General features: G+C 64.9%; 25 protein-coding genes. 15 read left to right on the top strand and 10 right to left on the bottom strand.

Annotation, left to right across the window (positions count from 1 at the left end):
* Positions 1–164 precede the first annotated feature (164 nt).
* The gene (locus tag I6L38_RS20025; RefSeq protein WP_043170551.1) at positions 165–1,421 is read left to right on the top strand and encodes a malic enzyme-like NAD(P)-binding protein; all 1,257 of its coding nucleotides are present in this window, start codon (positions 165–167) and stop codon (positions 1,419–1,421) included.
* Between the two features lie 76 nt (positions 1,422–1,497).
* Here the strand turns inward: I6L38_RS20025 and I6L38_RS20030 are convergent, their stop codons facing one another.
* From I6L38_RS20030 to trmA, 4 genes are all read right to left on the bottom strand, one after another.
* The gene (locus I6L38_RS20030) at positions 1,498–1,680 is read right to left on the bottom strand and encodes a hypothetical protein (RefSeq protein ID WP_010635722.1); all 183 of its coding nucleotides are present in this window, start codon (positions 1,678–1,680) and stop codon (positions 1,498–1,500) included.
* 54 nt (positions 1,681–1,734) lie between these two features.
* Positions 1,735–3,060, bottom strand: a complete 1,326-nt coding sequence (gene rstB, locus I6L38_RS20035; RefSeq protein ID WP_043170552.1) for a two-component system sensor histidine kinase RstB — start codon at positions 3,058–3,060, stop codon at positions 1,735–1,737.
* 117 nt (positions 3,061–3,177) lie between these two features.
* Positions 3,178–3,888, bottom strand: a complete 711-nt coding sequence (gene rstA / locus I6L38_RS20040) for a two-component system response regulator RstA (RefSeq protein WP_216988878.1) — start codon at positions 3,886–3,888, stop codon at positions 3,178–3,180.
* A gap of 239 nt (positions 3,889–4,127) precedes the next feature.
* On the bottom strand, positions 4,128–5,261 hold the full coding sequence (trmA, locus tag I6L38_RS20045) for a tRNA (uridine(54)-C5)-methyltransferase TrmA (RefSeq protein WP_043170553.1): 1,134 nt from the start codon (positions 5,259–5,261) through the stop codon (positions 4,128–4,130).
* A gap of 170 nt (positions 5,262–5,431) precedes the next feature.
* Here trmA and I6L38_RS20050 point away from each other — a divergent pair, with 170 nt between their 5' ends.
* The 7 genes from I6L38_RS20050 (at position 5,432) to I6L38_RS20080 (ending at position 11,683) form a co-directional block, all read left to right on the top strand.
* Positions 5,432–6,574, top strand: a complete 1,143-nt coding sequence (locus I6L38_RS20050; RefSeq protein WP_019840335.1) for a DUF5610 domain-containing protein — start codon at positions 5,432–5,434, stop codon at positions 6,572–6,574.
* A gap of 90 nt (positions 6,575–6,664) precedes the next feature.
* Positions 6,665–7,198 (top strand): ATP--cob(I)alamin adenosyltransferase, encoded by a 534-nt coding sequence (locus I6L38_RS20055; RefSeq protein WP_043170554.1) that lies wholly within the window; start codon positions 6,665–6,667, stop codon positions 7,196–7,198.
* Positions 7,199–7,294: 96 nt separating this feature from the next.
* On the top strand, positions 7,295–8,977 hold the full coding sequence (locus I6L38_RS20060) for an HAD family hydrolase (RefSeq protein WP_043170555.1): 1,683 nt from the start codon (positions 7,295–7,297) through the stop codon (positions 8,975–8,977).
* Positions 8,970–9,194: an acyl carrier protein gene (locus I6L38_RS20065; protein ID WP_005306755.1), complete on the top strand. Its 225-nt coding sequence runs from the start codon at positions 8,970–8,972 to the stop codon at positions 9,192–9,194. The genes I6L38_RS20060 and I6L38_RS20065 overlap by 8 nt, the downstream gene beginning before the upstream one ends.
* A complete protein-coding gene (locus tag I6L38_RS20070) occupies positions 9,191–9,955 on the top strand; it encodes an AAC(3) family N-acetyltransferase (protein ID WP_043170556.1) in 765 nt (254 codons plus the stop codon). Before I6L38_RS20065 ends, I6L38_RS20070 begins: the two co-directional genes overlap by 4 nt.
* The gene (locus I6L38_RS20075) at positions 9,945–10,349 is read left to right on the top strand and encodes a VOC family protein (protein WP_042050048.1); all 405 of its coding nucleotides are present in this window, start codon (positions 9,945–9,947) and stop codon (positions 10,347–10,349) included. Before I6L38_RS20070 ends, I6L38_RS20075 begins: the two co-directional genes overlap by 11 nt.
* Positions 10,346–11,683: a DUF4910 domain-containing protein gene (locus I6L38_RS20080; protein WP_043170558.1), complete on the top strand. Its 1,338-nt coding sequence runs from the start codon at positions 10,346–10,348 to the stop codon at positions 11,681–11,683. The genes I6L38_RS20075 and I6L38_RS20080 overlap by 4 nt, the downstream gene beginning before the upstream one ends.
* A gap of 5 nt (positions 11,684–11,688) precedes the next feature.
* On the opposite strand, the gene I6L38_RS20085 is transcribed toward I6L38_RS20080, so the two are convergent.
* The 6 genes from I6L38_RS20085 to pseF are packed head-to-tail and all read right to left on the bottom strand — an operon-like array spanning position 11,689 to position 16,974.
* On the bottom strand, positions 11,689–12,435 hold the full coding sequence (locus tag I6L38_RS20085; RefSeq protein WP_043170559.1) for a crotonobetainyl-CoA--carnitine CoA-transferase: 747 nt from the start codon (positions 12,433–12,435) through the stop codon (positions 11,689–11,691).
* Positions 12,435–12,695, bottom strand: a complete 261-nt coding sequence (locus I6L38_RS20090) for a hypothetical protein (RefSeq protein ID WP_042005608.1) — start codon at positions 12,693–12,695, stop codon at positions 12,435–12,437. Before I6L38_RS20090 ends, I6L38_RS20085 begins: the two co-directional genes overlap by 1 nt.
* Positions 12,692–13,987: a motility associated factor glycosyltransferase family protein gene (locus I6L38_RS20095; RefSeq protein WP_043170560.1), complete on the bottom strand. Its 1,296-nt coding sequence runs from the start codon at positions 13,985–13,987 to the stop codon at positions 12,692–12,694. The genes I6L38_RS20090 and I6L38_RS20095 overlap by 4 nt, the downstream gene beginning before the upstream one ends.
* Positions 13,980–15,026 (bottom strand): pseudaminic acid synthase, encoded by a 1,047-nt coding sequence (gene pseI / locus I6L38_RS20100; protein ID WP_017784226.1) that lies wholly within the window; start codon positions 15,024–15,026, stop codon positions 13,980–13,982. The genes I6L38_RS20095 and pseI overlap by 8 nt, the downstream gene beginning before the upstream one ends.
* Positions 15,027–15,032: 6 nt before the next feature.
* Complete coding sequence (gene pseG, locus I6L38_RS20105; protein WP_201881109.1) at positions 15,033–16,289, bottom strand: UDP-2,4-diacetamido-2,4,6-trideoxy-beta-L-altropyranose hydrolase; 1,257 nt, start codon at positions 16,287–16,289, stop codon at positions 15,033–15,035.
* On the bottom strand, positions 16,279–16,974 hold the full coding sequence (gene pseF, locus I6L38_RS20110) for a pseudaminic acid cytidylyltransferase (RefSeq protein WP_201881101.1): 696 nt from the start codon (positions 16,972–16,974) through the stop codon (positions 16,279–16,281). The genes pseG and pseF overlap by 11 nt, the downstream gene beginning before the upstream one ends.
* A gap of 164 nt (positions 16,975–17,138) precedes the next feature.
* Between pseF and I6L38_RS20115 the strand changes: the two genes are divergently transcribed.
* The 7 genes from I6L38_RS20115 to I6L38_RS20145 all read left to right on the top strand — a co-directional run bounded on the left by I6L38_RS20115 (position 17,139) and on the right by I6L38_RS20145 (position 23,381).
* Positions 17,139–17,675, top strand: coding sequence for a GNAT family N-acetyltransferase (locus I6L38_RS20115; RefSeq protein WP_201881099.1), 537 nt, complete (start codon positions 17,139–17,141; stop codon positions 17,673–17,675).
* Positions 17,672–17,905 (top strand): acyl carrier protein, encoded by a 234-nt coding sequence (locus I6L38_RS20120; protein WP_216988879.1) that lies wholly within the window; start codon positions 17,672–17,674, stop codon positions 17,903–17,905. Before I6L38_RS20115 ends, I6L38_RS20120 begins: the two co-directional genes overlap by 4 nt.
* Complete coding sequence (locus I6L38_RS20125) at positions 17,905–18,654, top strand: SDR family NAD(P)-dependent oxidoreductase (RefSeq protein WP_017784221.1); 750 nt, start codon at positions 17,905–17,907, stop codon at positions 18,652–18,654. Before I6L38_RS20120 ends, I6L38_RS20125 begins: the two co-directional genes overlap by 1 nt.
* Positions 18,654–20,024 carry an AMP-binding protein gene (locus tag I6L38_RS20130; protein ID WP_201881097.1) on the top strand — a complete coding sequence of 457 codons (1,371 nt, stop codon included), beginning with the start codon at positions 18,654–18,656 and terminating at the stop codon, positions 20,022–20,024. Before I6L38_RS20125 ends, I6L38_RS20130 begins: the two co-directional genes overlap by 1 nt.
* Complete coding sequence (locus I6L38_RS20135) at positions 20,024–21,082, top strand: acyl-protein synthetase (protein WP_201881095.1); 1,059 nt, start codon at positions 20,024–20,026, stop codon at positions 21,080–21,082. Before I6L38_RS20130 ends, I6L38_RS20135 begins: the two co-directional genes overlap by 1 nt.
* Positions 21,079–22,266: an acyl-CoA reductase gene (locus tag I6L38_RS20140; protein WP_201889686.1), complete on the top strand. Its 1,188-nt coding sequence runs from the start codon at positions 21,079–21,081 to the stop codon at positions 22,264–22,266. Before I6L38_RS20135 ends, I6L38_RS20140 begins: the two co-directional genes overlap by 4 nt.
* Positions 22,267–22,436: 170 nt before the next feature.
* Positions 22,437–23,381 carry a glycosyltransferase family A protein gene (locus tag I6L38_RS20145; protein WP_005306711.1) on the top strand — a complete coding sequence of 315 codons (945 nt, stop codon included), beginning with the start codon at positions 22,437–22,439 and terminating at the stop codon, positions 23,379–23,381.
* The last annotated feature ends 9 nt before the right edge of the window (positions 23,382–23,390 follow it).

Consider the following 23,390-nt stretch of genomic DNA (forward strand, 5'->3'; position numbering starts at 1 on the left):
AAATAGGTATTGGTAAGTGGTGTGACATGCTAATTACTGGCTTGTCATTGGCGAGTTGGCGATACTTTCCTCTGTGAAAGCCCGGTGGTTTTCTTTATGATCCCCAGCCCTCGCCCGTGGGCGAGCCAATGCACCACTCATTCACTACCGTATCGGGGTCCCCCATGTCCGATCAGCAGCACGATCTCCGCCAACAGGCACTCGACTACCACGCCCAGCCCGTGCCGGGCAAAATCGCCATCGCCCTCACCAAGCCCGCCGAGACCGCCCGCGATCTGGCACTGGCCTACAGCCCGGGCGTCGCCGAGCCGGTGCGCGAGATCGCCGCCAACCCGGCCGATGCCTACCGTTATACCGGCAAGGGCAACCTGGTGGCCGTCATCTCCAACGGCACCGCCATTCTGGGGCTGGGTAATCTGGGCCCGCTGGCCTCCAAGCCGGTGATGGAGGGCAAGGCCCTGCTGTTCAAGCGCTTTGCCGGCATCGATGCCATCGACATCGAGGTGAAGCACGACACCAGCGCCCAGTTCATCGACACGGTCGCCGCCATCGCCGACACCTTCGGTGGCATCAACCTGGAAGACATCAAGGCCCCCGAGTGCTTCGAAATCGAACAGGCGCTGATCGAGCGCTGCGACATCCCGGTGTTCCACGATGACCAGCACGGCACCGCCATCGTCACCGCCGCCGGCCTGCTCAATGCGCTGGAGGTGCAGGGCAAGCAGATTGGCGACAGCCGCATCGTCTGCATGGGGGCCGGCGCCGCCGCCACCGCCTGCATGGACCTGCTGATCAAGTGTGGCGCCAAGCCCCACAACATCTTCATGCTGGACCGTCAGGGTGTGATCCACAGCGGCCGTACCGATCTGAACCAGTACAAGCAGCGCTTCGCCAACGACACCCCTCTGCGCACCCTGATGGAGGTGATGGACGGGGCCGACGTGTTCGTCGGCGTCTCCGGCCCGGATGTGCTGCCTGCCGAGGCGGTAGCGCTGATGGCCGCCAATCCGGTGATCTTCGCCTGCTCCAACCCGGACCCCGAGATCAAGCCGGCGCTGGCCCACGGGGTACGTTGTGACCTCATCATGGGTACCGGTCGCTCCGACTACCCGAACCAGATCAACAATGTGCTCTGCTTCCCCTTCATCTTCCGCGGTGCCCTCGACGCCCGTGCCAGCCGCATCAACGATGCCATGAAGATTGCGGCGGTCGAGGCGATCCGTGGTCTGGCCAAGGAGCCGGTACCGGCCGAGGTGCTGACCGCTGCCGGCGTCAGCGAGCTCGCCTTCGGCAAGGATTACGTCATTCCCAAGCCGATGGATGCCCGTCTGCTGCCGCGCGTCGCCCGCGCCGTGGCGCTGGCGGCGGTGGAATCCGGCGTTGCCCGCATCGCCCTGCCGGCGGACTACATGCTGGGCTGAGCCAAGGCAAGCGCGCAGAAAACAGAAGGGGCCCCATCTCGGGGCCCCTTTTCATTACGGGAAGCTTGCTGGTCGATCACTTGGTCTTGGGAGCGACCTTGACGGCCGGCGCCTTGGCGTGGGCAGCCTTGTGGTGTTTTTTCACGACCTTGGTCTGGGTAGCCTGGGGAGCGGCAGCCTTGGTCGGGGTGGCAGCCATGGTGAAGCCGGAGGTCAGGGCGAAGACAGCAGCCAGGCTCAGGGGGATCAGCTTGTTCATATTCCAGTTCCTCATTCGGGTTGATGACATGGAGCGTTTCTCCATGACTTCATCCTAGGGCTGTTCGACCTGCGGTTCAGTGAGTGACTGGTGACGGTTTGTATCCAAATGTACAGGCAGCATCAGGCAGAAACGGGCACCGCTGCTGCTTGGCAACAGCTGCACCTCGCCGCCGTGGTGGCGGGCGATGCTGCGTACGATGGCCAGCCCCAGCCCGGCACCGCCGGTGCGTCGATCGCGGCTCTGATCCAGCCGCACGAAGGGCTCGAAGATCTGCGGCGCCAATGCGGGATCGATGCCGGCGCCATCGTCGGCCACCTCCAGCAGATAGTGATCCTGCTGGCGCGCCATGCTGAGGGTGACCCGGCCGGCGGCGTGGCGCAGGGCGTTGCCGATAAGGTTCTCCAGCGCCCGATCGAGCAGGCGGATGTCGCCGCGCCAGGGCAGGGCCATGGCCGGGCGCACGAAGTCGAGCCGCTTGTCTGGGCGCAGCGCCTGCCAGTCGGCGAGGCGGCTGCCGGCCCAGCTGCCAAGCTCCAGCTCGCTGCACTGCAGCGGCAGCTCGGGGCGATCGAGCCTGGCGTAGGTGAGCATCTCCTCGATGAGGGAATCCAGCGCGCCGAGATCCCGCTCCAGTCCCTGCTGCTCCTCGGCCGAGGGGGCGGGATCCAGCATGGCGAGCCGGTAGCGCAGCCGCACCAGCGGGGTGCGCAGCTCGTGGGCGATGGCGTCGGTCAGCTGCTTGCGGCTGGCCAGCATGGCCTGCAGCTGCTCGGTCATCTGGTCGAAGGTGCGGCCGACCCGACCCAGGCTGCTGCCGGGCGGCAAACGGGTGCGGCAGGAGAGATCCCCATCACCGACCCGGCGGGCGGTCTGTTCGAGCTGCTGCAGGCCGCGCCAGTGCGGGCGCAGCCAGAGCAGGATCGGCAGCCCCAGCGAGAGGCCGATGGCCAGCAGCAGCCCCACGTCGACCCAGTGCAGCTCGTGCAGGTAGGAGAGATAGGGGACGGGGCCGACGATCAGCACCTGATCGGTGCCCGGAATGCGCTGCAGGAAGGTGTCATCCTCCTCGACGATGACGATGTTGCCCGCCTCCAGGAAGGCCTGGTCCTCGCTGGCCAGCGGCTGGTTGGCGAGGGCGCCGATCTGCAGCGGCAGGGTGAGCTGGCGGCTCTGCTCCGCCATGCGGGCAGGCCAGTGTTCGGCCGGCAAGCGGGCCAGCTCGCCGGTGAGCAGGCCGAGAGAGCCCTGCATCATCCGCTCCAGATAGCGATCTCCCGCCCGCTCGGCGGTGACCTGATAGACCATGCCGACCAGCAGGATGGCCAGGGTGAAACAGCCGATCAGCAGCAGATAGAACTGGATAAACAGGCGTCGCATCGGGGCTCTCCTCTTGCCTGGATTGCGTCTGGGCATTGCCTTGTTGCCCCCTCATCCCCAACCCTTCTCCCGCAAGGGGATAAGGGAGCAGAGAGCATCAAGGTCATTCGGCGGGGCTTATTCCCAGGCCTGGGGCACCAGCAGATAGCCTTTCTGGCGCACTGTCTTGATGCGGGTCGGGTTGCTGGTGTCGTCCCCCAGCTTGCGGCGCAGGCGGGAGATGGCCACGTCCATGCTGCGATCCTGGCCGTCGTAGTCGCGACCGCGCAGGCTGCGAAACAGCGCCTCCCGCCCCAGGATCTGGCCGGCGTGGCAGGCCAGCTCCCACAGGAGATCGAAATCGGCGGTGGAGAGCGGAATGCTGTCGCCGTCGAGGCGCACGTCCCGGCCCGGCCCGTCGATCTGCAGCCGGCCGAACTGCAGGCGCTGGGGCGGTGTGCTGGCGACCACGGGCTGCGGAGCCTGCTGTCCCTGCTGGCGGAACTGGACCCGCAGTCGGGCCAGCAGCACGGGGGGCGGCGTGGTCTTGAGGATGTAGTCGTTGGCGCCCAGCTCCAGGCTCAGGATCTGGTTCATGTCGCTGTCGAGCGAAGTGAGCATGACGATGGGGCCGGCAAAGCGCGGACGCAGATCCCGGCACAGGGAGAGACCATCCTGACCCGGCAGCATGATGTCGAGCAGCACCAGGTCCGGCTGCTCGGCCTCGACCCTGGCGAGCGCCAGATCGCCCCTCGGTTCCTGCAGCACTTCCATGTCATGGCGGGCCAGCCAGCTGCTGATGAGCTGGCCTATCTCGGGATCATCTTCAACAAAAAGAATGCGTTGCATGGTGGCATGACACCCAGACTGTGGCGCGGATGCGCGTGCCGCCAGCATAGCGGCTCCGGCCGCCCCATGCACAGGGTTAAATAATCAAACAGGGCCCGCGGGCCCTGTCTTGCTGGTCGAGCGGGGCGACGTGCCCCGGCGGCATCAACCCGCCTTGCGCTTGAGATAGACCCCGGCTTCCATGTAGTGAACCCAGGGGGAAGTGGCTCGGACAGGGCGAAGCGGCCTCCCCTATGACATCAGCTCACTTTGCGCTTGAGATAGACGCCGGCTTCCATATGGTGAGTCCAGGGGAACTGATCGAACAGGGCGAAGCGGGCGATCTCGTGGGTTTCGCCGAGCACCTGCATGTTGGCCTGCAGGGTCTCGGGGTTGCAGGAGATGTAGAGGATGTTGTCGTAATCCTGCACCAGCTTGACGGTGGCGTCGTCGAGGCCGGCCCGGGGCGGGTCGACGAAGATGGTGTTGCACTGGTAGGCGGAGAGGTCGACCCCCTTGAGGCGGTTGAACTCCCGCTCACCGCGCATCGCCATGGTGAACTCCTCGGCCGACATGCGCAGGATGATCAGGTTGTCGACGCCGTTGGCGGCGATGTTGAACTGGGCGGAGTCCACGCTCGGCTTGGCGATCTCGGTGGCCAGCACCTTGCTAAAGTTCTGCGCCAGGGCGATGGAGAAGTTGCCGTTACCGCAGTAGAGCTCCAGCAGGTCGCCCTCACTCCCCTTGGTCACGTCCAGCGCCCAGCCCAGCATCTGTTCGTTGATGGCGGCGTTGGGCTGGGTGAAGCTGTTTTCCACCTGCTTGTAGACCAGCTCGCGGCCCTGCACATTCAACCGTTCGATGACGAACTCCTCCCCCAGGCAGATCTTCTGCTTGTGGGCGCGGCCAATCAGCTGCAGCTCGAATCCCTTGGCTCGCAGGTCGGCCTGCAGCGCTTCGGCGGCCTGCTGCCACTCGCTCTCCAGCTTGCGATGGTAGAGCAGGCTGACGCAGATCTGGCCGGACTGGGTGGAGAGGTAGTCGATCTGGAACAGCTTGCGGCGCAGCACGGGGTGCGGGCGCAGCCCCTCCAGCAGCACCGGCATCAGCTGGTTGATGAGGCGGCTGGCGGTGGGGAACTGGTCGACCCGGATGATCTCCTTGGTGGCCGGCGCATACATGCAGTGGTACAGGTCGTCACCGTCGTGCCAGATGCGAAACTCGGCGCGCATCCGGTAGTGTTCGGCGGGAGAGGCGTGCACTTCCAGCGCAGGCAGGGTGAAGTCGGCAAACAACCCGCAGAGGCGCTCGCGCTTCTCGTCGAGCTGGGCCTGGTAGTCGGCCGGGGTTCGAAGGGGCGCCGGGTCGGCGGAAACCTGCTGGGATTGGGTCATGATTTACCTCACATGCACACCGGTCTGGCCGGGTCGAAATCGGGGGAAGCCTGCAGCCACCCAAAGGGGCCCGATTTTAAAAGGCCGCCGCAGATTGTCCAGTATTTTGTGGTCAAGAAGTGTGCAGTCAGGCCGATAGCTGATCTACAGGCATGGTGGGAGGACACATTATGCAGATCGACGGAGTGGGCGCGGCCCAACCCAAGGGAGTGGGTGTTGCTCCCAAATCGCCCCAGCAGGCGGAATCAAAGCAGACCAACAACGAGGATGAAGTCTCGTTGCACAAGGCGCCGAAATGGGCGCAGGTGCTGGTGCAGCAGGCGCTGCAGTTCGCGCTGGAGATCAATGGCCAGGGCTACAAGGCGCCCAAGGCGCAGGATCAGCCGGAGGCGGTGACCCCGGATACCCTGTTCGACTTCCAGTCGGTGGCCGACAACGTGCTGCAGTTCGTTACCGGCCGGCTGGGGGCTGCCCGGGCCGACGGCAAGTCGGACGACAGCCTGACCGGCATGATGGAGCAGGCTCGCAAGGGGGTGGACAAGGGCTTTGGTGACGCCAGGAAACAGCTCGGCGACTGGGCGGACAACGAAGACATCAAGACCGGCATGGATCAGAGCTACAAGCTGATCCAGGAGGGGCTCGATCAGTTCGAGAAGGAGTTCTTCGGCAAGGTCTCCACCACTGACATGGGGCAGGCCGAGATGGCCAGCCGCCAGCAGGGCTCGCTGGAGATCCAGACCAAGGATGGCGACAAGGTGGTGCTGCGCTTCAACGACAGCTGGCAGACCAAGTCCCAGAAGGATGACAGCGGCAGCCAGTTCAGCCTCAAGTCGAGCCAGAGCTTCAGCTTCTCGCTGGAGGGCAACCTGAGCAGCGAGGAGATGGACTCCATCGGCAAGCTGGTCAAGGGGATCGACGATCTGGCCGGCAGCTTCTTCTCCGGCAATTTCGACGACCTGTTGAAGAAGGCGGGCGAGCTGAAGCTGGATGACAGCCAGCTGGCCTCCTATTCGCTCAAGCTGAAGCAGAGCCTCAAGCTGAGCCAGACCTATCAGGGGGCGCACTCCCTGCAGGAGATGCTCAAGCCGCTGGCCGACTACCTGCCCAAGCTGGATCAGGTGCAGCAGCAGGCGGATGCCCTGTTGCCGGCGTCTCAGCAGCAGGCGCTGACGCCGGCGGTGCTGGCGGCCCGTGGCCAGAGCGATCCGGCCCAGGTGGGCAGCTTCACCAGCTTCAACCAGCGGATGCTGGATGCGCTGCGGATGATCGGCCAGTTCCAGCCGGCGACGGATGCCAGCAGCAAGAGCGTTTGAACCGTTTTGGATTGAGAAGGACCATGACCGGCCGTTTGCCAGCTCCTGCGGGGGCTGGCAAACTGGCCTTTTTCCCGATCCGGCCGCCCCATGAACCCGAAAAAGCCCAGAGACAAGCGCGAGCTTTGCTACCCCTTCATCTTCGAAACCCAGTTCCAGTGTGACTACGAGATCGCCACCGACGAGCTCTGCTGCCAGGTGGGCGCCGTGTTGTCACAGCTGGCACCGGATGTCGAGCTTGCGCCCATGCAGGCGGATCTCGCGGCGCTGCAGCGGCTTATCTACAACCTCAACGGCTCGGTGCGCGGCCGGCTCGGCATCTTCGAGGAGGATCTGGCGTGGCTTAAGGGGCGTTACGATCACTACAACGAGGCGAGTCGTGGCCGGGTCACCGGTTTCGTGCTGCCGCAAGGGCCGCAGCCGATCCCGACCCTGCATCTGTGCCGCTGCGGCAGCAAGAAGGTGGTGCGGCTGCTGGTGCGGCTGGAGGAGAGCGGGGTGCGCTTCGACCCCATCCTCTATCGGTTCGCCAACCTGCTGGCCAACTTCTTCTTCGTGCTGACCGTCTACCTCAAGCAGCTGTGGCAGGTGGACGAGGTGCCCTACGTCAGCATCAACTACTGAATACGGCCAAAAAAGCTTTTGTTTTTCATGAAGATCAAACACGATCATCCCATTTGTCGGTCGCCGGGATGGTCCCGGTAGTGCAGGGGGAAGGTCATGACCATGCTTCATCTCAGTGGCAGTTCGTTCTTGATGCCGGGCAACCTCGCCTGGCGCCCCCTGGCTGAATATGGCGAAGTGCAGGTGGCCCCCCATGGCCAGTGGTTGCAGACCCTGATGAATCAGGGCGCCGATGCCGCGGCCGGGACCCACATCATCATCTGGCTGTGGGAAGACCTGGTGCCCGCCCGAACCCTGCAGGAGTGGGGCCGTCTGGCGCAGGACGATCAGCAGCTGGCGGTCGCCGCCTTCGTCGACGCGCTCTGTCAGCCTCTGTTGCAGCATCTGCAGCGCCGCCCGCAGGATCATCTGCTGGTGGGGGCCTGCAGCCATGCCCCGCTCTGTGTCTATGGCCCGGCCCCTGCCGTGCTCGCCGTGCTGGCCAGTGTGTTCGAGCTGCAGATGGCCCGCCTGCGCCTGCAGCAACCCGGCCTGGACGACCTGCACCTGCCGCTCTGGCTGCAACAGCATGGCCGCCAGCACTGCTTCGATCGGCGCAACCTCTATCTGATGTCCTGCCCCTTCTCCATGGCCGGTCTGGCCAGCCTGGCGCAGTGGATGCTCCCCTTGCTGCAGCGGTTGCAGCAACCCGCTCACAAGGTGCTGGTGCTCGACTGCGATAATACCCTGTGGGGCGGTGTGGTAGGGGAAGACGGTGTCGGCGGCGTCCTGCTGGGACAGGACGGGATGGGCCGGCTCTACCAGGCCTTCCAGCAGGCGGCCAGTCATTGGCACGGGCAGGGCATAGTGCTGGCGCTCTGCTCCAAGAATCTGGCGGACGATGTGTGGCGGCTGTTTGACGAGCATCCGGGCATGGTGCTGACACGGGCGCAGATAGCCGCCGCCGAGATCGGCTGGGAGCCCAAATCCCAGGGGCTGCGGCGGCTGGCCGCCCGCCTCAATGTCGGGCTGGACAGCCTGGTCTTCTGGGATGACAGCGAGCTGGAGCGGGCCGAGGTGCGGGCCAACTGCCCCGAGGTGCTGGTGGTTACCCCGCCGGTCGATCTCTGGAGCTGGCCGGATGCCCTGCTGACGCTGCCGGCCCTGTGCAGTCGCCACCAGAGCCGGGATGACGGCCTGCGGCATCACTCCTATCAGGCCCAGGCCGAGGCCGAGGCGGTGCGCCGGCAACTGGGCGACGAGCACGCCTTCCTGCGGCAATTGGCGTTGCAGGCCGACTGGCAGCCGCTCTCCCCGGGCAACCAGTTGCGAGCCGAACAGCTCAGCCAGAAGACCAATCAGTTCAACCTCTCCGGCCGCCGCTATCAGGCGGCGGAACTGGCCCGGCTGGCCGCCGAGGGGGGCGAGGTCTGGCTGGCCAGCCTGCGAGACCGGTTCGCCGATCACGGCATGACGGCCCTGCTGGTGGTGCGCCCGCTCGATGAGGGCAGGGCGCTGCTGGATACCCTGGCCATCAGCTGCCGGGTGCTGGGGCGCGGCTTCGAATACTGGCTGCTGGCGCAGCTGGCAAACCATCTGCGGACGCAAGGGGTGAGCGAGCTGGTCATCAGCCTGGTTGCCACCACCCGCAACCAGCCGGCGCGGGATTTTCTGGCGAGCCTGCCAACCCGGCCGATAACCACTCCAGCGGGCTTGCTGCCGCTGGCGGACGAGCTGTTCCTCACGCTTGATCTCTGCTCTCTTTCTCTCCCGTTTTTGGAGTTCTATGCCAATGAATGACCTTATCGCGCTGGCACACCAGCAGTTCCCCCAGGCCAGCATCAATGCACAGTCTGCCCTCGGCAGCTTTCCCGAGTGGGACTCTCTTGGTCACTTCAACCTGCTGTTGCTGGTCGAGCAGCACTATGCCGTGCGGTTCGAGCCGCAGGAGCTGGCCGAGTTGAAGAGCCTGGCCGACATCCAGCAAGCCTTGCAGAGCAAAGGGGTTGCCGTGTGAAACAGGCTCTCGAGCAGGCGATGACCGAGCTGGGGATCCCCAGAGGTGGCGCCCTGATGGTGCACTCGGATGCCATGGTGGTGGCCCAGTTTGCCGGCATGGGCAACGCCGCGGGTATCGCGGCCTTCTGGACATGCCTCGAGCAGTGGCTGGGCGGGCACCTGCTGGTGCCGACCTTCAGTTACAGCCCGATGGCGGACGAGTGCTTCGACCCTGCGCAGACCCCGAGCAAGGTGGGCTTGATGACGGAGCTGTTCCGCCAGCGCGAAGGGGTGGTGCGCACGCTCGATCCCGTCTTCAGCATGGCGATCAGCGGCCCGCAGGGGCCTGCGCTGGTGGCCCGGGAGTGCCACGACTGTTTCGGTCAGGAGAGCCCGTTTGGCTGGCTGGCGGAGCAGGATGGCTGGCTGCTGGGGCTGGGTTGCCACCCCGACCGCATCACCTTCACCCACTACGTGGAGCAGCGGCTGGCCGTCTCCTACCGCTATCACAAGATGTTTGCGGGCCAGGTGCGCGTCGACGGCCAGGTGCGGGAGTGGCAGGCGGATTACTATGTGCGCGACCTGTCGCTGGCCAGCGAAATCGACCTCTCCCGGCTGGTGGCCCTGCTGCAGGAGCGGGGCGTCTGGCGCCAGACGCTGTGCCAGCGGGTGCCGGTCTGGGCGGTATCGTGCCGCGACTTCATCCTGGCTGCCGGCGAGTTGCTGGCGGCGGCCCCATACGCCCTGATCCGGGCGGGAGGAGAGTCCCATGCAGTTTGATCACATCGGACTGGTGGTGCCGGACCTGGCGAGCGGGGTGGCCTATTGCTGCGACGTGCTGGGGCTGAGCCGCTTCTCGGCGGCGGTGGAAGATCCGCTGCAACGGGTCTGGGTGCAGTTCGCGCACGACGATCATGGTCTCTGCTACGAGCTGGTCGCCCCGGCCGGCGAGGAGAGCCCGGTCGCTCAGGTGCTCAAGACCCGGCGCAACGTTATCAACCACCTTGCCTATCGGGTGAGCAACCTGCAGGAGAGTGCCGAACGGCTGCGCACACAGCGCCACCTGCCCCTCGGGCCCAGCCAGCCGGCCATCGCGTTTGGCGGCGCCCACGTCCAGTTTTTCCTGAGCCCCCTTGGCCACATTGTCGAATTGATCGAGGCACCCACCCCATGAGTTTTTCACCCAAGAGCGGCTATCTGCCCACCGACTGGGACGACCAGGCACAAGTCGGTGAACAGCTGCATCGGCTGCTCACCCTGTTGTTTCCGCTCAACCGCAGCCTGACCGGGGACGGGGTTCGGCAGTCGCTGGACCTGTGGCGCGAGCACTGCCTGCCCGAGCTGCAGATCCATGAAGTAGCCAGCGGCACCGAGTGCTTCGACTGGACCGTGCCTGACGAGTGGAACGTGCGGGAGGCCTACATAGTGGGGCCGGATGGACGCAGGGTGGTGGATTTCCAGGATCACAATCTGCATCTGGTCGGCTACTCGGAGCCGGTGCGCTGCACCCTCTCGCTGGCCGAGCTGCAACCCCATCTTCACTCTATGCCCGAGCAGCCGGATGCCATTCCCTATGTGACCTCCTACTACAAGCGCCGCTGGGGCTTCTGTCTGCCCCATCGGCTGCGAGAGGCGCTGCCGGAGGGAGAATATCAGGTGGTGATCGATGCCACCCTGGCCCCGGGTTCGCTCACCTATGGCGACTGGGTGCTGCCGGGGGAGAGCGAGCAGGAGATCCTGCTGTCGAGCTACACCTGCCACCCCTCCATGGCCAACAACGAGCTCTCCGGCCCCTGCGTCGGCGTCTTCCTGATGGCCTGGCTGGCGTCACTGCCCACACGTCGCTACAGCTACCGGCTGATGCTGGTGCCCGAAACCCTGGGGGCCATCGTCTATCTCTCTCGCCATCTGGACCAGCTCAAGCAGCACACTCTGGCCGGGTTCAACCTGACCTGTCTTGGCGATGACCGCGGCTACTCCTTCCTGCCTTCCCGCCAGGGCAACACGCTGGCGGATCGCATCGGTCGCCATGTGCTCGGTCATCTGGCGCCGGGCTACAAGGCTTACAGCTTTCTGGAGCGTGGCTCCAACGAGCGGCAGCTGTGCGCGCCCGGCATCGATCTGCCGGTCACCTCGGTGATGCGCAGTCGATACGGCTGTTATGCCGAGTACCACACCTCGCTCGATGACCTCTCGCTGGTGACGCCGGCCGGTCTGGCCGGTGGCTTCATGGCGCTGCGCCGGGCCATCGAGTGTCTGGAGCTGGACGAGCGCTGCGAGGTCACCGTGCTGGGCGAGCCTCAGCTCGGCAAGCGGGGGCTCTACCCGGATTTGTCGACCCGCTATTCGGGCTGGCGGGTGCGGGAGATGATGAATCTGCTGGCCTACAGCGACGGCAAGCTGACCCTGTTCGAGATTGCCGAGACCATAGGGGCGCCATTCTGGCGGGTGGAGCCGCTGGCGCGGATGCTGCTGGATGCCGGGCTGCTGCGTCGCCTCAGCCCGTAACCGGACTACTCGATCACCAGATAGGCCGGGCCCGGGTTGTGCGGGGTGCGGCGGATGGCGTAGCGATCCAGCCCCAGCACCTCCTTGAGGGCCAGAGTCTCCCCCGGAAAGGCGGGCCAGTTGAGCTCATCGAATGCCAGCACAGATCCCTTGGTCAGGTGCGGCTTGATGAGCTCGAGGCAGCGGCGGGTCGGCTCGTAGAGATCAAAGTCAAAATAGGCCAGCGCAACCATGGTCTCCGGCTGACGAGCCAGATAGGCCGGCAGCGTCTCGGTCACATCCCCCTTCACCAGCTCATGTTTGACGATATGGTCCAGAGGACTTTCCGCCTCATGGGCTGTGAGCAGTTGGGCCAGATGCTGCTCGTAGCCCGGCGTTACCCCGTAGGCGCCGGGCTGGATGGCGGCGTCGCTGCCATCTTGCGGGGCGTGGGAAGGGAAGCCGCTGAAGGTATCGAACCCCACCAGTTTGCGGTTGTAGTTGTAAGGCTCATACATGCCGCGAAACGAGGAGAAGAGCGCCAGGTTCTGACCCCAGCGGGTGCCGAAATCCATGATGACGCCGTGGACCGGCACGATCTTCTGATACAGCTCGTGCATGAACAGGATGCGGGAGAGCGACTGGCGCTTGAGGTAGAGGCCCAGGTTGTTCTGCAGCTCGGCCGCGGGCAGCGGGCTGGCGTGCAGCAACTCGCTGAAGGTCTGGCGGCGTGACAGCTCCTCATCGGAGGCGTTGGACATGGCCTTGATCATCAATGGTCTCCTGTGGGGGTGTCGCCGGCCGGGGTCGACAGGCAGTGCACCACTTCATATTCGAGGTAGTCGGCCAGTCCCAGCCAGTCCTGGCGCTCCTGGCACTGCAGCAGGGCGGCTACCAGTCCGGGCGGCAGGTTGCCCTGTTCGGTGAGCACCTCTTGCAGCAGCTCCGGCAATGCCTGACTCGCGGCGACCGATTGCCCCAGTCGAAACTGGTGCGCCAGGGCGGTGAGGCGGGTGATCTGGCCGTTTTTCATTGCACGTACTCCGGGTGATAGCGGCAGCCGGCGATCTCCGCCCCCTCCCTGCTGCAGTTCCAGAACTGCACCTCGGGGTGGCGCGCTATGTAGCGCTCGAGCTCGGTGCGGTAGGCGGAAAAGTTCGGATTGGTCTTGACCCGCCGGCCATGGCCGTCGAGGGTCCAGCTGAGCGCCAGCGCGGCGCTCGGACCGAGGGCACCGTCGGCCCAGCCCGAGTGGGTGAGCTCGCCGGGAAAAGCGAAGTCGGTGCCCAGCAGGATGACCTGGCGGCAACCCATCTGCACGGCGAGATCCACGGCGGGATGAATGACGCTGCCGCCCGAGTGCAGCACGCCCTTGGGGAGCGTCTGTCGTAACTGCTGGTACATGGGGCTGCGGGAGTAGGCGGTCTTGCGCGGCCCCTGCCAGGCCAGCAGGGCCGCCGTGGGTACCGTGGGGTAATAGACCAGGGTGGTCTGGGCCGACTGGGCGGCGGGTAGCCGGTTGCCGTGGATGGCGTCATCTATGGTGATGACGATGTCGGGCCGGATGCCGTGGCCAAGCAAGAACGCCAGCGCGGTATCGACGCTGATCAGCAGGTAGTCCTGCCGACGGCTCTGCAACTGGGCCTGCAGGGTGGCCAGGTTGTGCTGTAGGGTCGGGCCGCTCGCCACGATCAGGGCCTGCTTGCCCTGAGCCAGACCAAAAAGGGAGGCCACATCGCCGTCGCCGGCCACCAGTTCGCGATTTTCGGCCAGCCGCCGGGTGACGTCGGGGTGTTCGGCGTCGAACCTGGCCCGAGCGAACGGCAAGTCTATTTCACTCACCAGCCGGTCGCGGATGCGGGCGGCGGCATCTTCCACCAGCAGCAGCTCGGGCGGCAGGGCGAAGAAGGGCAGCCGCACCTCCCCTTCGTCGCCGGCCATCATCAGCTCGACCCTGGGGTCCGCCAGCCAGTCCTGCTGATCCAGCAGCCGCAGCACCAGGGCAAACAGGGCGCCATTCATGATCTTCACTTCCAGCCGCTTGAGGCTGCTGCGCCCCAGCAGGGCGCGCGGCAGATCGCCGAGCCCGGTACCGTAGAGGTGGAGCACAGCTTGCTTGGGCAGGCTGGCGGCCTGCAGCTCGGCCTCCTTCACTCGATCGTGCCGGCTGGTGAGCTGGATGCCATGGAGGCTGAGGGTGGAGCCGAGCCCCTCGGTCAGCTCGGCCGGCAGGCTTTCCACGTCCTGTGCCAGCAGGCGGGGCCAGAGGGCGGGCCAGCGCTGGCTGATGAGCCTGCCGTGCTGGTTGAACAGATCATCACTCATCTTTGTCTATCCACTCCCAGCTCAGCGGTTGATTGGCGCTCAGGCTGCGGTTGACCCGCTTGCCGATGAGTCGATCGTAATCGGCGGGAGGCAGGCCGAGGGCGGGGCGCACCGACTTGATGTGCTCTGCGGTGAGCACCTCGCCGGCGGCCATCTCCTTGACCAGATAGAGGGAGCGGCGAAACGCGCGGTTGCCCTGTTCACTGGCGGTGAGCTGGTAATCGGCCACCCCGAGGGCGGCATGGGCGGTATTGACCGAGGCCACCAGCTCGGTGAGTTCGGCCGGCTCCATGGAGAAGGCGCAATCCGGCCCGCCGTCGGCGCGGGCCAGGGTGAAGTGTTTCTCGATCAGGGTCGCCCCGAGCGCAGTGGCGGCGATGGCCGTGGCCGATCCCAGGGTGTGATCGGAGAGCCCCACCTCGACCCCGAAGCGCTGGCGCAGCATAGGGATGGTACGCAGGTTGTACTCAGCTGCCGGCGCCGGATAGCCGCTGACGCAGTGCAGCAGCGCCAGCTGGCCGTTGCCGTGCTTGAGCGCCATCTCGACCGCGGCGGCGATCTCGGCCTCGTTCGCCATGCCGGTGGACATGATGAGCGGCTTGCCGGTCTGGGCGGCGTAGCGGATGAGGGGCAGATCCACCAGCTCGAAGGAGGCGATCTTGTAGGCCGGGCAGTCGAGGGATTCCAGCAGATCCACCGCGCTGAAGTCGAACGGACTGCTGAAGACCGTCAGTCCCAGCTCGCGCCCCTTGGCAAACAGGGCCTGATGCCACTCCCAGGGGGTGTGCGCCCACTCATAGAGGTCGTACAGGTTGTGACCATCCCAGAGGCCGCCGTGGATCTGGAACTCGGGCCTGTCACTGTTGAGGGTGATGGTGTCGGGCCGGTAGGTCTGCAGCTTGACCGCACTGGCCCCGGCTTCCCTGGCGGCGGTCATGATGGCCAGTGCGCGATCCAGGTTGCCGTTGTGGTTGGCCGACAGCTCGGCGATCACGTAGGGAGCCTGCGCCGGGCCGATGGATTGATGGGCGATCTGCATCTGTGTTCAGACTCCTGTGCCAAGTTGCCAGCCTTGCGGCGCCGGCTGCCAGGGGGCAGGGGGCGCTATCTGCGGTGGCTCGGCAAGATAGAGGGGAAATTGGGAGAAAATTGTGTGCAAGCGATGTGCCAGCTCTTGCCACGCCGTGGGCTGAAGTGGCCGGGTGGCCTGCCATGTCAGCCGCTGGCCGTTCAGGGTCAGGGTAAGCAGCAGTTTGCCATCATGGCGTAGTTGCCACTGCTGGCCATCTGGTAACAGCTGATAATCCGGTTGTGGCAGCAACCGGGCGGTGAGCCGATCCAGCCCCAGCCCATCCACCTGCTGCTGGCCGCGGCGGCGGTAGTCGTCTGACTGTTGTTCAAGCCGTTGCAGAGCCTGCAGCAGCCGCTCAGGCTCGGCCAGCTCGCTCAGGGTCAGCCGCTCGGCCAGCTGAAAGCGGGCGATCACCTGGTCGTTGAACTGCTGGTTGTCGACGATGGGCACCGCCAGGGTCGGCAGGCCGAGACAGGCCCGCTCCCAGGTCATGCCGCCGGCGGCGCCGATGGCGAAGTCGTGCCGGCTCATCAGGTCGGCCATCTGGTCGCTCTGGCGCAGCAGCACCAGGTCGAGGTCGGCCAGTTTGGCCACTCTCTGTTCCAGCTCGGGCCAGAAGGGATTGGCGCCGCCCGCCACCAGGGTCCAGCGGATGGTGCGGGCCCAAGGCAGCCTAGCCAGGCTGTTGAGGGTTATGAGGCAGGCGCCGGCGGGATCGGCGCCGCCAAAGCAGACAAGCCCCCGTTGCCACTGACTGGCGTGTTGCCGCGCCAGCTGGCGATAGGCGGGGCGCAGCAGGGCATAGTCGGTGCCGAGCAGCAGCCGGCAATCGGCGGGGGTGAGCGGCTGGTAATCGGCGGCGCGGCGCAAGGGGCCCTGATCCAGCAGCAGCTGGCAGTGGTGCGGTCGGTCGGCCAGATCATCGATTACCAGTATGCGGCCGCAGTGGGCGGCCAGCTGGGTTTCGAGCCGCTGGTCAATCCGGTAGTGATCGAACACCAGCCAATCGGGCTGCAAGCCGGGCAGCGGGCCGGCGTCATCCAGCGCGCTCAGGGGATGATGGTGATGGGGCCGCAGCAACGACAGCAGGTGCGCCGGCAGATCGTGGCAGAGGAAGTGGCACTCGGCCCCGGCGGCGTGCAGCCGATCGGCGATGGCCAGGCAGCGCATCAGGTGGCCCAGCCCGATCTCGGCGCCGGCGTCGAGCCGGAAGGCAACCTTAAACGTCATCTTGGGCCAGCACTTGATAGAGCAGTTCGGCCAAGTGCCAATCTTCCGGTGTGTCGATGTCGACCACCCTGTGCCTTGGCAGTATGTGGCCAATCCCTTCTCCCCCCACCGGGCTGATCCCTCCCAGCCAGGCCGCGCGACTGCCCCAGTAGAACTGGCCGGCATCCTGATAGGCGGGCTCCAGATCCTGGGAGCGTTTCGCCATCTGCTCCGGCCAGAACGGCGTAACTCTGCCTTGCGCGTCCATGCGTACCGCCCGCTGGATCGGGAAACCGAATTCGGCCACCGTGTAGACAAAGGGGGCCTGGCTGGCGAGCAGGCGAGCGTGGGCGGTGCGCAAGTCGGCGGCCTGGATCAGCGGCACTGTGGCATAGATGCAGCAGTAGTGCTCTGCCTGGATGCCAAGCTGGTCGAGTCGCTGGATGGTGTCGATCACCACAGGAGTGGTGCCGGTATGGTCATCGGCCAGCGCGGCGCCCCGCAGGAAGGGCACGTCAGCCCCGAGGCGACGGGCCACCTCGGCGATCTCCGGGTCATCGGTGGAGACCACCACCCGACTGAAACAGCCCGAGTCTCTGGCCGCCCCGATGGCGTAGGCAATCATAGGCAAGCCGCAGAAGGGGCGGATGTTCTTGCGGGGAATGCGCTTGCTGCCGCCCCGTGCCGGGATGATGGCGATGGCCATGATGCTCTCTCCCTGAGGAGCCCGACGTGGTCGCCGGGCCGGATAATTGATGACAACTCGTTGATTATTTTTGAGATTATACCGAGTTTTCATCTTATATTATTGAGCTTTGCTACGGAATTGCCCGGCGATGGTCGATAACATGGGCAAGTGATGGAACGTCGTTGGTATTGAACATGAGTTATGGTGTCGAATTGCGCCCGCTCCAGCCCTGGGATCTGCCCACCCTGCGACGCTGGCGCAACCAGGACGAGGTGCGGTTGCAGATGGTGGAGCAGGCGCTCATCTCCCCCCGCCAGCAACGGCAGTGGTTCGTCAGCAGCCTGGAACGGTCTGACCAGCAGCACTGGGTGCTCTGGTGCCGTGGCCTGCGGGCTGGCTACGTCAACCTGAAAGGGGAGACGCGGCAATCGCTGCAGGGGCAGCCGGTGGCGGATGCCGGCCTCTATCTGGGCCGCTCCAGCGTGCGCCACCCCATGCTGGCCGTCGCCGCCGCCCTGTCACAGCTCGATCAGGGCTTCGATACCTTCGGGCTCGGCTGCATACGCACCCTGGTGCGCACCGGCAACGACGCCGCCCTGCGCCTCAATGCACAGCTCGGCTATCGCCAACAGGGGCAACAGGGTGACTTCATCGCCCTCGAACTGCAGCCAGCCGACTATTATGCCGCCCGAGAACGGCTACGGAGATTTTTCAGATGACTACAGCGTTGGAACAGGTTTTTGCCGATGCCCTCGGCATCGACGTCGGCACTGTCAGCGACCAGCTGGCCTACAACAGCATTCCCCAGTGGGACTCCGTCGCCCACATGGGCCTGATCGCCCAGCTGGAGGATTGCTACGGCGTGCTGCTCGATACCGATGACATCATCGACATGAGCTCGGTCGCCAAGGCGCGGAAGATCCTCGCCAAATACGGGGTCGCCCTCTGATGCAGGGGCTGCTGCAAGGCAAGCGGGTGTTGATCACCGGTGCCGGGCGCGGCATCGGGCTCGCCATTGCCCGGCTGTTTGCCGCGCAGGGGGCCGAGCTGTGGCTGGCGGGACGTGACGAGGCGGCCATGATCCGGCTGGCCGATGAGCTCGGCGCCGAGTTCGGCGTGCCTTGTCACTCGCTTTGTGTCGACGTGGCGCAGCCGCAGGCGGTCAAGCAGGCCTTTCAGCAGCTGTTTGCCCAGACGCGCCAGCTGGACGTGCTGGTCAACAATGCCGGCATGCTGGAAGAGGGGCTGCTCGGCATGGTCAATCAGGCCCAGCTGGAGCAGACCTTCAGCCACAACACCTTCAGCGTGGTCTATTGCAGCCAGTATGCCGCCCGCCTGATGCAGCGCAGCGGTGGCGGCAGCATCATCAACCTGGCCTCCCTGATGGGGCGGGTCGGTGCCGCCGGCCTTTGCAGCTATGCCGGCAGCAAGGCGGCGGTGATCGGCATCACCCAGTCGCTGGCCAAGGAGCTGGCCGCCAGCCGGATCCGGGTCAATGCCATCGCCCCCGGCTTCATCGATACCGAGATGGCCCACGCCATCCCGGACGACAAGTTTGCCGAGCGGCTCGCCAGCATCGCCATGGGGCGCATCGGCACGCCGGACGAGGTGGCCAAGGTGGCGCTGTTTCTCGCTTCCGACCTGGCAAGCTATGTGACCGGTCAGGTCATCGGTGTGGATGGAGGCATGACGGTCTGATGGATCACGCGTACGTACTGCTCGCCCACCTGCGGGAAGACAACCCGGCGCCGGCCTGGTGCGACCCGCAAGAGGGCTGGCTCTCCTACGGCGAGCTGGCACGGCGGGTGGCGCGGCTGGCGGCCGGCTATCCGGACGAGCGCAGCCTGGTCTATCTGCCCTTTTTCACCCGCACCGCCCACCTGCTGCACTATCTGGCGGCGCTCAAGCTGGGGCATGTCGTGATGCTGGCAGACCCCGCCCTCCCTGCGGGTCAGCACGATGCCAGCTGCCGGCAGTTTGGCGTGAGCTGGCGGGTCAATGACGTCGGCCAGCTGGAGCGGCTCGCCGCGACGATGCCCATCCTGCACCCGGCGTTGGCGGTAATGCTGCCAACCTCGGGCAGTACCGGCAGCGCCAAGTGGGTGCGGCTGTCGGGGCGCAATCTGGCGGCCAACGCCGCCTCCATCGCCGACTATCTGGCGCTGACGGCGGCCGAGCGGGCCATCACCAGCCTGCCGCTGTACTACTCCTACGGCCTGTCGGTGCTCAACAGCCATCTGCTGGTGGGCGCCTCCCTGGTGCAGCACGAAGGGAGCGTGTTGGAGCGTGACTTCTGGCAGCAAGTCGATCTGCACGAGGTGAGCAGCTTTGCCGGGGTGCCCTTTACCTATCAGATGCTGGCCCGGCTGCGCTTTGACTGGGCCCGCTACCCTTCGTTGCAGACCCTGACCCAGGCGGGCGGGCGTCTCGAACCTGCGCTGGCGCAGCAATTTGCCGAGCAGGCCCTGCGGCTGGAGCGGCGCTTCTTCGTCATGTATGGCCAGACCGAGGCCACCGCCCGCATGGCCTGGCTGGCGGCGCCCGAGGTGGCCGCCCATCCCGATGCCATCGGTCGCGCCATTCCCGGCGGCCAGTTCGCCTTGCGCGCGCTGGAGGGGGGCAAGCCCGGTGAGGGGGAGCTGGTCTATCGCGGCGACAACGTCATGCTGGGTTACGCCAGTACGGCCGAGGATCTGGCGCTGGGCGCCCAGCTGCAGGAGCTGGCCACCGGCGATCTGGCCCGCTGTGACGAGGCGGGCCGCTACTACATCTGCGGCCGGCTCAGCCGTTTTCTCAAGCTGTTCGGCAAGCGGGTCAGCCTGGCGGAGGTCGAGAGCCAGCTTCATCGCTGGGGCTGGACGGGGGCCTGCGGTGGGCGTGACGACTGCCTGCTGGTGGCCGTCGAGCCCCGCGATGACTTGACGACCGACGGCTTGCAGCGCGAGCTGGCGCAGTGGCTGCAGGCCCCGCCGCGGGCGGTGCAGGTGGTGCAGGTGACACAACTGCCGCGCACCGCCAATCACAAGATTGACTACGCCGCCTTGGCCAGACTGGCGGGGGAGGCGTGATGGAGCAGTTGCTGAGCGCGCCGGTCTTCGCCCTGCCCCAGGCCGCCAAACAGGCGCTGCTGCTGGCGCGGCTCAACGCCTTGACTGCGCACCATCAGGCCCACTGCACGGCCTATGACAATGTGCTGCAAGCCTTCGGCTGGACGGCCGCGGCGACCGACTACGCTGCGCTGCCCTACCTGGCGGCCCGGCTGTTCAAACTGGCCCAATGGCAGAGCATGCCGCAGAGCGAGGTGTTCAAGGTGCTCACCTCGTCGGGCACCACGGGCTCGCCATCACGGATCGTGCTGGACAGGGAAACCGCCGCCCTGCAGAGCAAGGTGCTGGTGAAGATCCTGCAGGAGTTTGTCGGCAAGCAGCGCCTGCCCATGCTGCTGGTGGAGCAGCCCGCCCTCATCCAGAACCGCAGCGGCTTTTCGGCGCGCGGCGCGGGCGCGCTGGGGCTCTCCTTCCTCGGCCGTGACCATACCTATGCCCTCGACGAGCAGATGCGGCCCAACTGGCCTGTCATCGAGGCCTTCTGTGACAAATATGCCGGCCAGCCGGTGCTGCTGTTCGGCTTCACCTTCATGGTCTGGCAATGCCTGCTGGAGCCGCTGCGCGAGCGCGGCCTGCAACTGCCGCTGACGCAGGGCATTTTGTTTCACAGCGGCGGCTGGAAGAAGCTGCAGCATCTGGCGGTGGACAATTCCACCTTCAAGGCCCGCTGTCGTGACCAGCTGGGGCTGGGCCGGGTGCACAACTTCTACGGCATGGTGGAACAGGTAGGCTCCATCTTCGTCGAGTGCGAGCAGGGACACCTGCATGCTCCCGTGTTTGCCGATGTACAGGTGCGCGATCCGCTCACCCATCAGCCGCTCGGGATCGGCCGACCCGGCCTGCTGCAGGTGCTCTCCGCCATTCCCGGCAGTTATCCCGGCCACAGCCTGCTGACCGAGGATCTCGGCGTGCTGCTGGGAGAGGATGACTGCCCTTGTGGCCGCCATGGCCGTTATTTTCACGTAGCGGGACGCCAGCACGGCGCCGAGGTGAGGGGATGCAGCGACACCTTCCAATGACCTTGTCTGGGGCGACCACCGAGCTCTGGCAGGAGGGGCCGGCGGTCAGCTTCGTGACCCCGACGACGGGCTGGCCAACCTTCTGCCCGCAGCCCTTGCCCTGCTTTGCCCCCGTCATCTGCGATTTCGTGGCGGCGCTGTCGGCCCGCCTGCAACAAGAGGGTCGTCGTCACCCCGATCTGGCTGCGTTCGGTTTCTGGCTGCGCCCCCGTCAGCTGGCCAGAGAACAACAGCGCTTGCAGGGACGAGGGCCGCTGGGGGTCACCTTTCACCTGGTGCCCTCCAACGTGCCGATGGTGGCTTTCTACTCCTGGTTGATGGGTCTGTTGATGGGCAACCCCTGCGTGGTGCGGCTGTCGTCACGCCGCGATCCGCAGCAGGAGGCCATGCTGGCGATCCTCAACGAACTGTTCAGCCTCGGTGAATGGCAAGCGATCGCCGCCCGTACCCGCTTCATTCGCTATGACCATGACGAGGGCATCACCGCCTGGCTGTCGGCGCGCTGCCGGCTGCGCATCATCTGGGGTGGCGACGAGACCATCCGCCAGGTACGGGCCATTCCCCTGGCACCGACGGCGCAGGAGGTGGTGTTTCCGGATCGCCGCTCGATGGCGGTGCTCGACAGTCGCTGGCTGGCCGGGCTGGATCCGCAAGAGTGGCAACTGACGCTGGCTGCCCTGCAGCAGGACTGCACCCGTTTCAACCAGCAGGCCTGCGCCTCGCCAACCACTCTCTGCTGGCTGGGTGAGCCCGACGAGGGGCTGCGCCGCCGCTTGCTGGAAGCCCTGTTTGCTCCCTTTGCCGCCGATCCCGCCCTGGCGATGGAGAGGCTCATCCACAGTCAACAAAATGCCGCCGAGCAGGGGGCAATGCAGGTGACCAGCTTGCCCGGCGTCACCTTATTGACTCCGACCAGCACGCTGCGGCTCGCACACGTCGGAGGAGGTACAGTTGCCGAATTTGTGGCCGATACCCTGAATGAGCTGCTGGCGCAGCCCTGGGACATGCAGACCTGCGTCTGGGTCGGCGGTGACAGGGCCGGGGTCGAGGCGGCGCTGCCGACTGCCTCCACCTGCCGGATTGACCGGGTGGTGGCGCCGGGACAAGCGCTCGCATTCGAATGGCACTGGGATGGCATCGACATGCTGCAACAGTGCAGTCGTGGCCTCAGCCGACGTGAATAATCGGGTGTGGCTCACATAAATCCAGCAGCTTCAATGGATTAGCTTGGTCAGGCATACCTCTTGCAGTAAAACCTGACAGAGAGGGAGAAGGGTTGACAGGGACCGTGCGGTAGCCTTGCCCATTTTCTTCCATCCGCTTCTTTTCTATTCATTTTCCCTTGGATTTCCCTATGAAAGTCAGCGTATTGGTGCCCGTCTACAATCTGGCGCGCTTCATCGAACCCTGCCTGCTCAGCCTGCTCGAGCAGCAGACGGATTTCGAGTTCGAGGTGATCGCCATCGATGACGGCTCGAGTGATGACTCCTGGTCCATCATGCAGCGGCTGGCAAGGCAGTGGCCGAGATTGCGTATCTTGCAAAACAAAAAAAACATAGGGGTGTGCCTGACCATACGTGCTTTGCTGGAACAAGCTCGGGGAATGTACATGGTTTATGTCGATGGAGATGATTTGGCTCTTCCCGGCAAGCTGCAGGCGCTGACCAATCATCTGGATAGGCATCCCGATTGTGGTTTCGTTTATCATGAGGCTGAAGTATTTGATAGCGACTCAAATCGTACCACCTCGCTATTCAGCAGGAATTATTACAACGCGAAATATATCCCTGAGCGAGCGGGTCCGGAACACCTAGTCCAGTACGGACTCTTTTTCAATACCAGTTCCTGTGCTTTCCGTCGGCATGAAAGAATGTTGGATGCAGTGAATCTTGATTGCCATGTAGTGAACGATTACTCCTGGCATATTCTCAATTCATTTTATTTGGGAGGAAGAATAGACCGTATTTCACAGGTGTATGGGCGTTATAGAGTCCATAGCGACAGCATTTGTGGAACTATTCGTGCTTCAGATGAACGTCGTAAGCTTGCCTTGCAAGATATGTTGTCCGCGTGTGACTTGGCACTTGAGGTAGGAATGGATGAGCTGTTGGTGAAAAAGGGGAAAAGCCATCTTTTGTTTTCCACTGCACTGTATTTTTTACGCGCCAGAAACTGGGCGTTGTTTGATTCGCTCATCACGGACTCTGTTCAGTCTCAGTGGTTCTTTGATGAGCGTCATGAATTTGCATGGCAGCATAGGAATGAACCGGAACGGGTGTTTAATAAAGTTTTTGGCTAATTTGACATT

The sequence above is a fragment of the Aeromonas sp. FDAARGOS 1408 genome (assembly GCF_019048665.1).
Classification (GTDB): Bacteria; Pseudomonadota; Gammaproteobacteria; order Enterobacterales; family Aeromonadaceae; genus Aeromonas; species Aeromonas dhakensis.

Bases quoted from the DNA above. Each gene is read 5' to 3' on its own strand.
- I6L38_RS20080 (WP_043170558.1), top strand. From the start codon at position 10,346: ATGAGTTTTTCACCCAAGAGCGGCTATCTGCCCACCGACTGGGACGAC.
- trmA (WP_043170553.1), bottom strand. From the start codon at position 5,261: ATGACCCAATCCCAGCAGGTTTCCGCCGACCCGGCGCCCCTTCGAACC.
- rstB (WP_043170552.1), bottom strand. From the start codon at position 3,060: ATGCGACGCCTGTTTATCCAGTTCTATCTGCTGCTGATCGGCTGTTTC.
- I6L38_RS20065 (WP_005306755.1), top strand. From the start codon at position 8,970: ATGAATGACCTTATCGCGCTGGCACACCAGCAGTTCCCCCAGGCCAGC.
- I6L38_RS20025 (WP_043170551.1), top strand. From the start codon at position 165: ATGTCCGATCAGCAGCACGATCTCCGCCAACAGGCACTCGACTACCAC.
- rstA (WP_216988878.1), bottom strand. From the start codon at position 3,888: ATGCAACGCATTCTTTTTGTTGAAGATGATCCCGAGATAGGCCAGCTC.
- pseG (WP_201881109.1), bottom strand. From the start codon at position 16,289: ATGACGTTTAAGGTTGCCTTCCGGCTCGACGCCGGCGCCGAGATCGGG.
- I6L38_RS20135 (WP_201881095.1), top strand. From the start codon at position 20,024: ATGGAGCAGTTGCTGAGCGCGCCGGTCTTCGCCCTGCCCCAGGCCGCC.
- I6L38_RS20095 (WP_043170560.1), bottom strand. From the start codon at position 13,987: ATGAGTGATGATCTGTTCAACCAGCACGGCAGGCTCATCAGCCAGCGC.
- I6L38_RS20130 (WP_201881097.1), top strand. From the start codon at position 18,654: ATGGATCACGCGTACGTACTGCTCGCCCACCTGCGGGAAGACAACCCG.
- pseF (WP_201881101.1), bottom strand. From the start codon at position 16,974: ATGGCCATCGCCATCATCCCGGCACGGGGCGGCAGCAAGCGCATTCCC.
- I6L38_RS20120 (WP_216988879.1), top strand. From the start codon at position 17,672: ATGACTACAGCGTTGGAACAGGTTTTTGCCGATGCCCTCGGCATCGAC.
- I6L38_RS20125 (WP_017784221.1), top strand. From the start codon at position 17,905: ATGCAGGGGCTGCTGCAAGGCAAGCGGGTGTTGATCACCGGTGCCGGG.
- pseI (WP_017784226.1), bottom strand. From the start codon at position 15,026: ATGCAGATCGCCCATCAATCCATCGGCCCGGCGCAGGCTCCCTACGTG.
- I6L38_RS20145 (WP_005306711.1), top strand. From the start codon at position 22,437: ATGAAAGTCAGCGTATTGGTGCCCGTCTACAATCTGGCGCGCTTCATC.
- I6L38_RS20055 (WP_043170554.1), top strand. From the start codon at position 6,665: ATGAACCCGAAAAAGCCCAGAGACAAGCGCGAGCTTTGCTACCCCTTC.
- I6L38_RS20060 (WP_043170555.1), top strand. From the start codon at position 7,295: ATGACCATGCTTCATCTCAGTGGCAGTTCGTTCTTGATGCCGGGCAAC.
- I6L38_RS20090 (WP_042005608.1), bottom strand. From the start codon at position 12,695: ATGAAAAACGGCCAGATCACCCGCCTCACCGCCCTGGCGCACCAGTTT.
- I6L38_RS20030 (WP_010635722.1), bottom strand. From the start codon at position 1,680: ATGAACAAGCTGATCCCCCTGAGCCTGGCTGCTGTCTTCGCCCTGACC.
- I6L38_RS20140 (WP_201889686.1), top strand. From the start codon at position 21,079: ATGACCTTGTCTGGGGCGACCACCGAGCTCTGGCAGGAGGGGCCGGCG.
- I6L38_RS20085 (WP_043170559.1), bottom strand. From the start codon at position 12,435: ATGATCAAGGCCATGTCCAACGCCTCCGATGAGGAGCTGTCACGCCGC.
- I6L38_RS20050 (WP_019840335.1), top strand. From the start codon at position 5,432: ATGCAGATCGACGGAGTGGGCGCGGCCCAACCCAAGGGAGTGGGTGTT.
- I6L38_RS20075 (WP_042050048.1), top strand. From the start codon at position 9,945: ATGCAGTTTGATCACATCGGACTGGTGGTGCCGGACCTGGCGAGCGGG.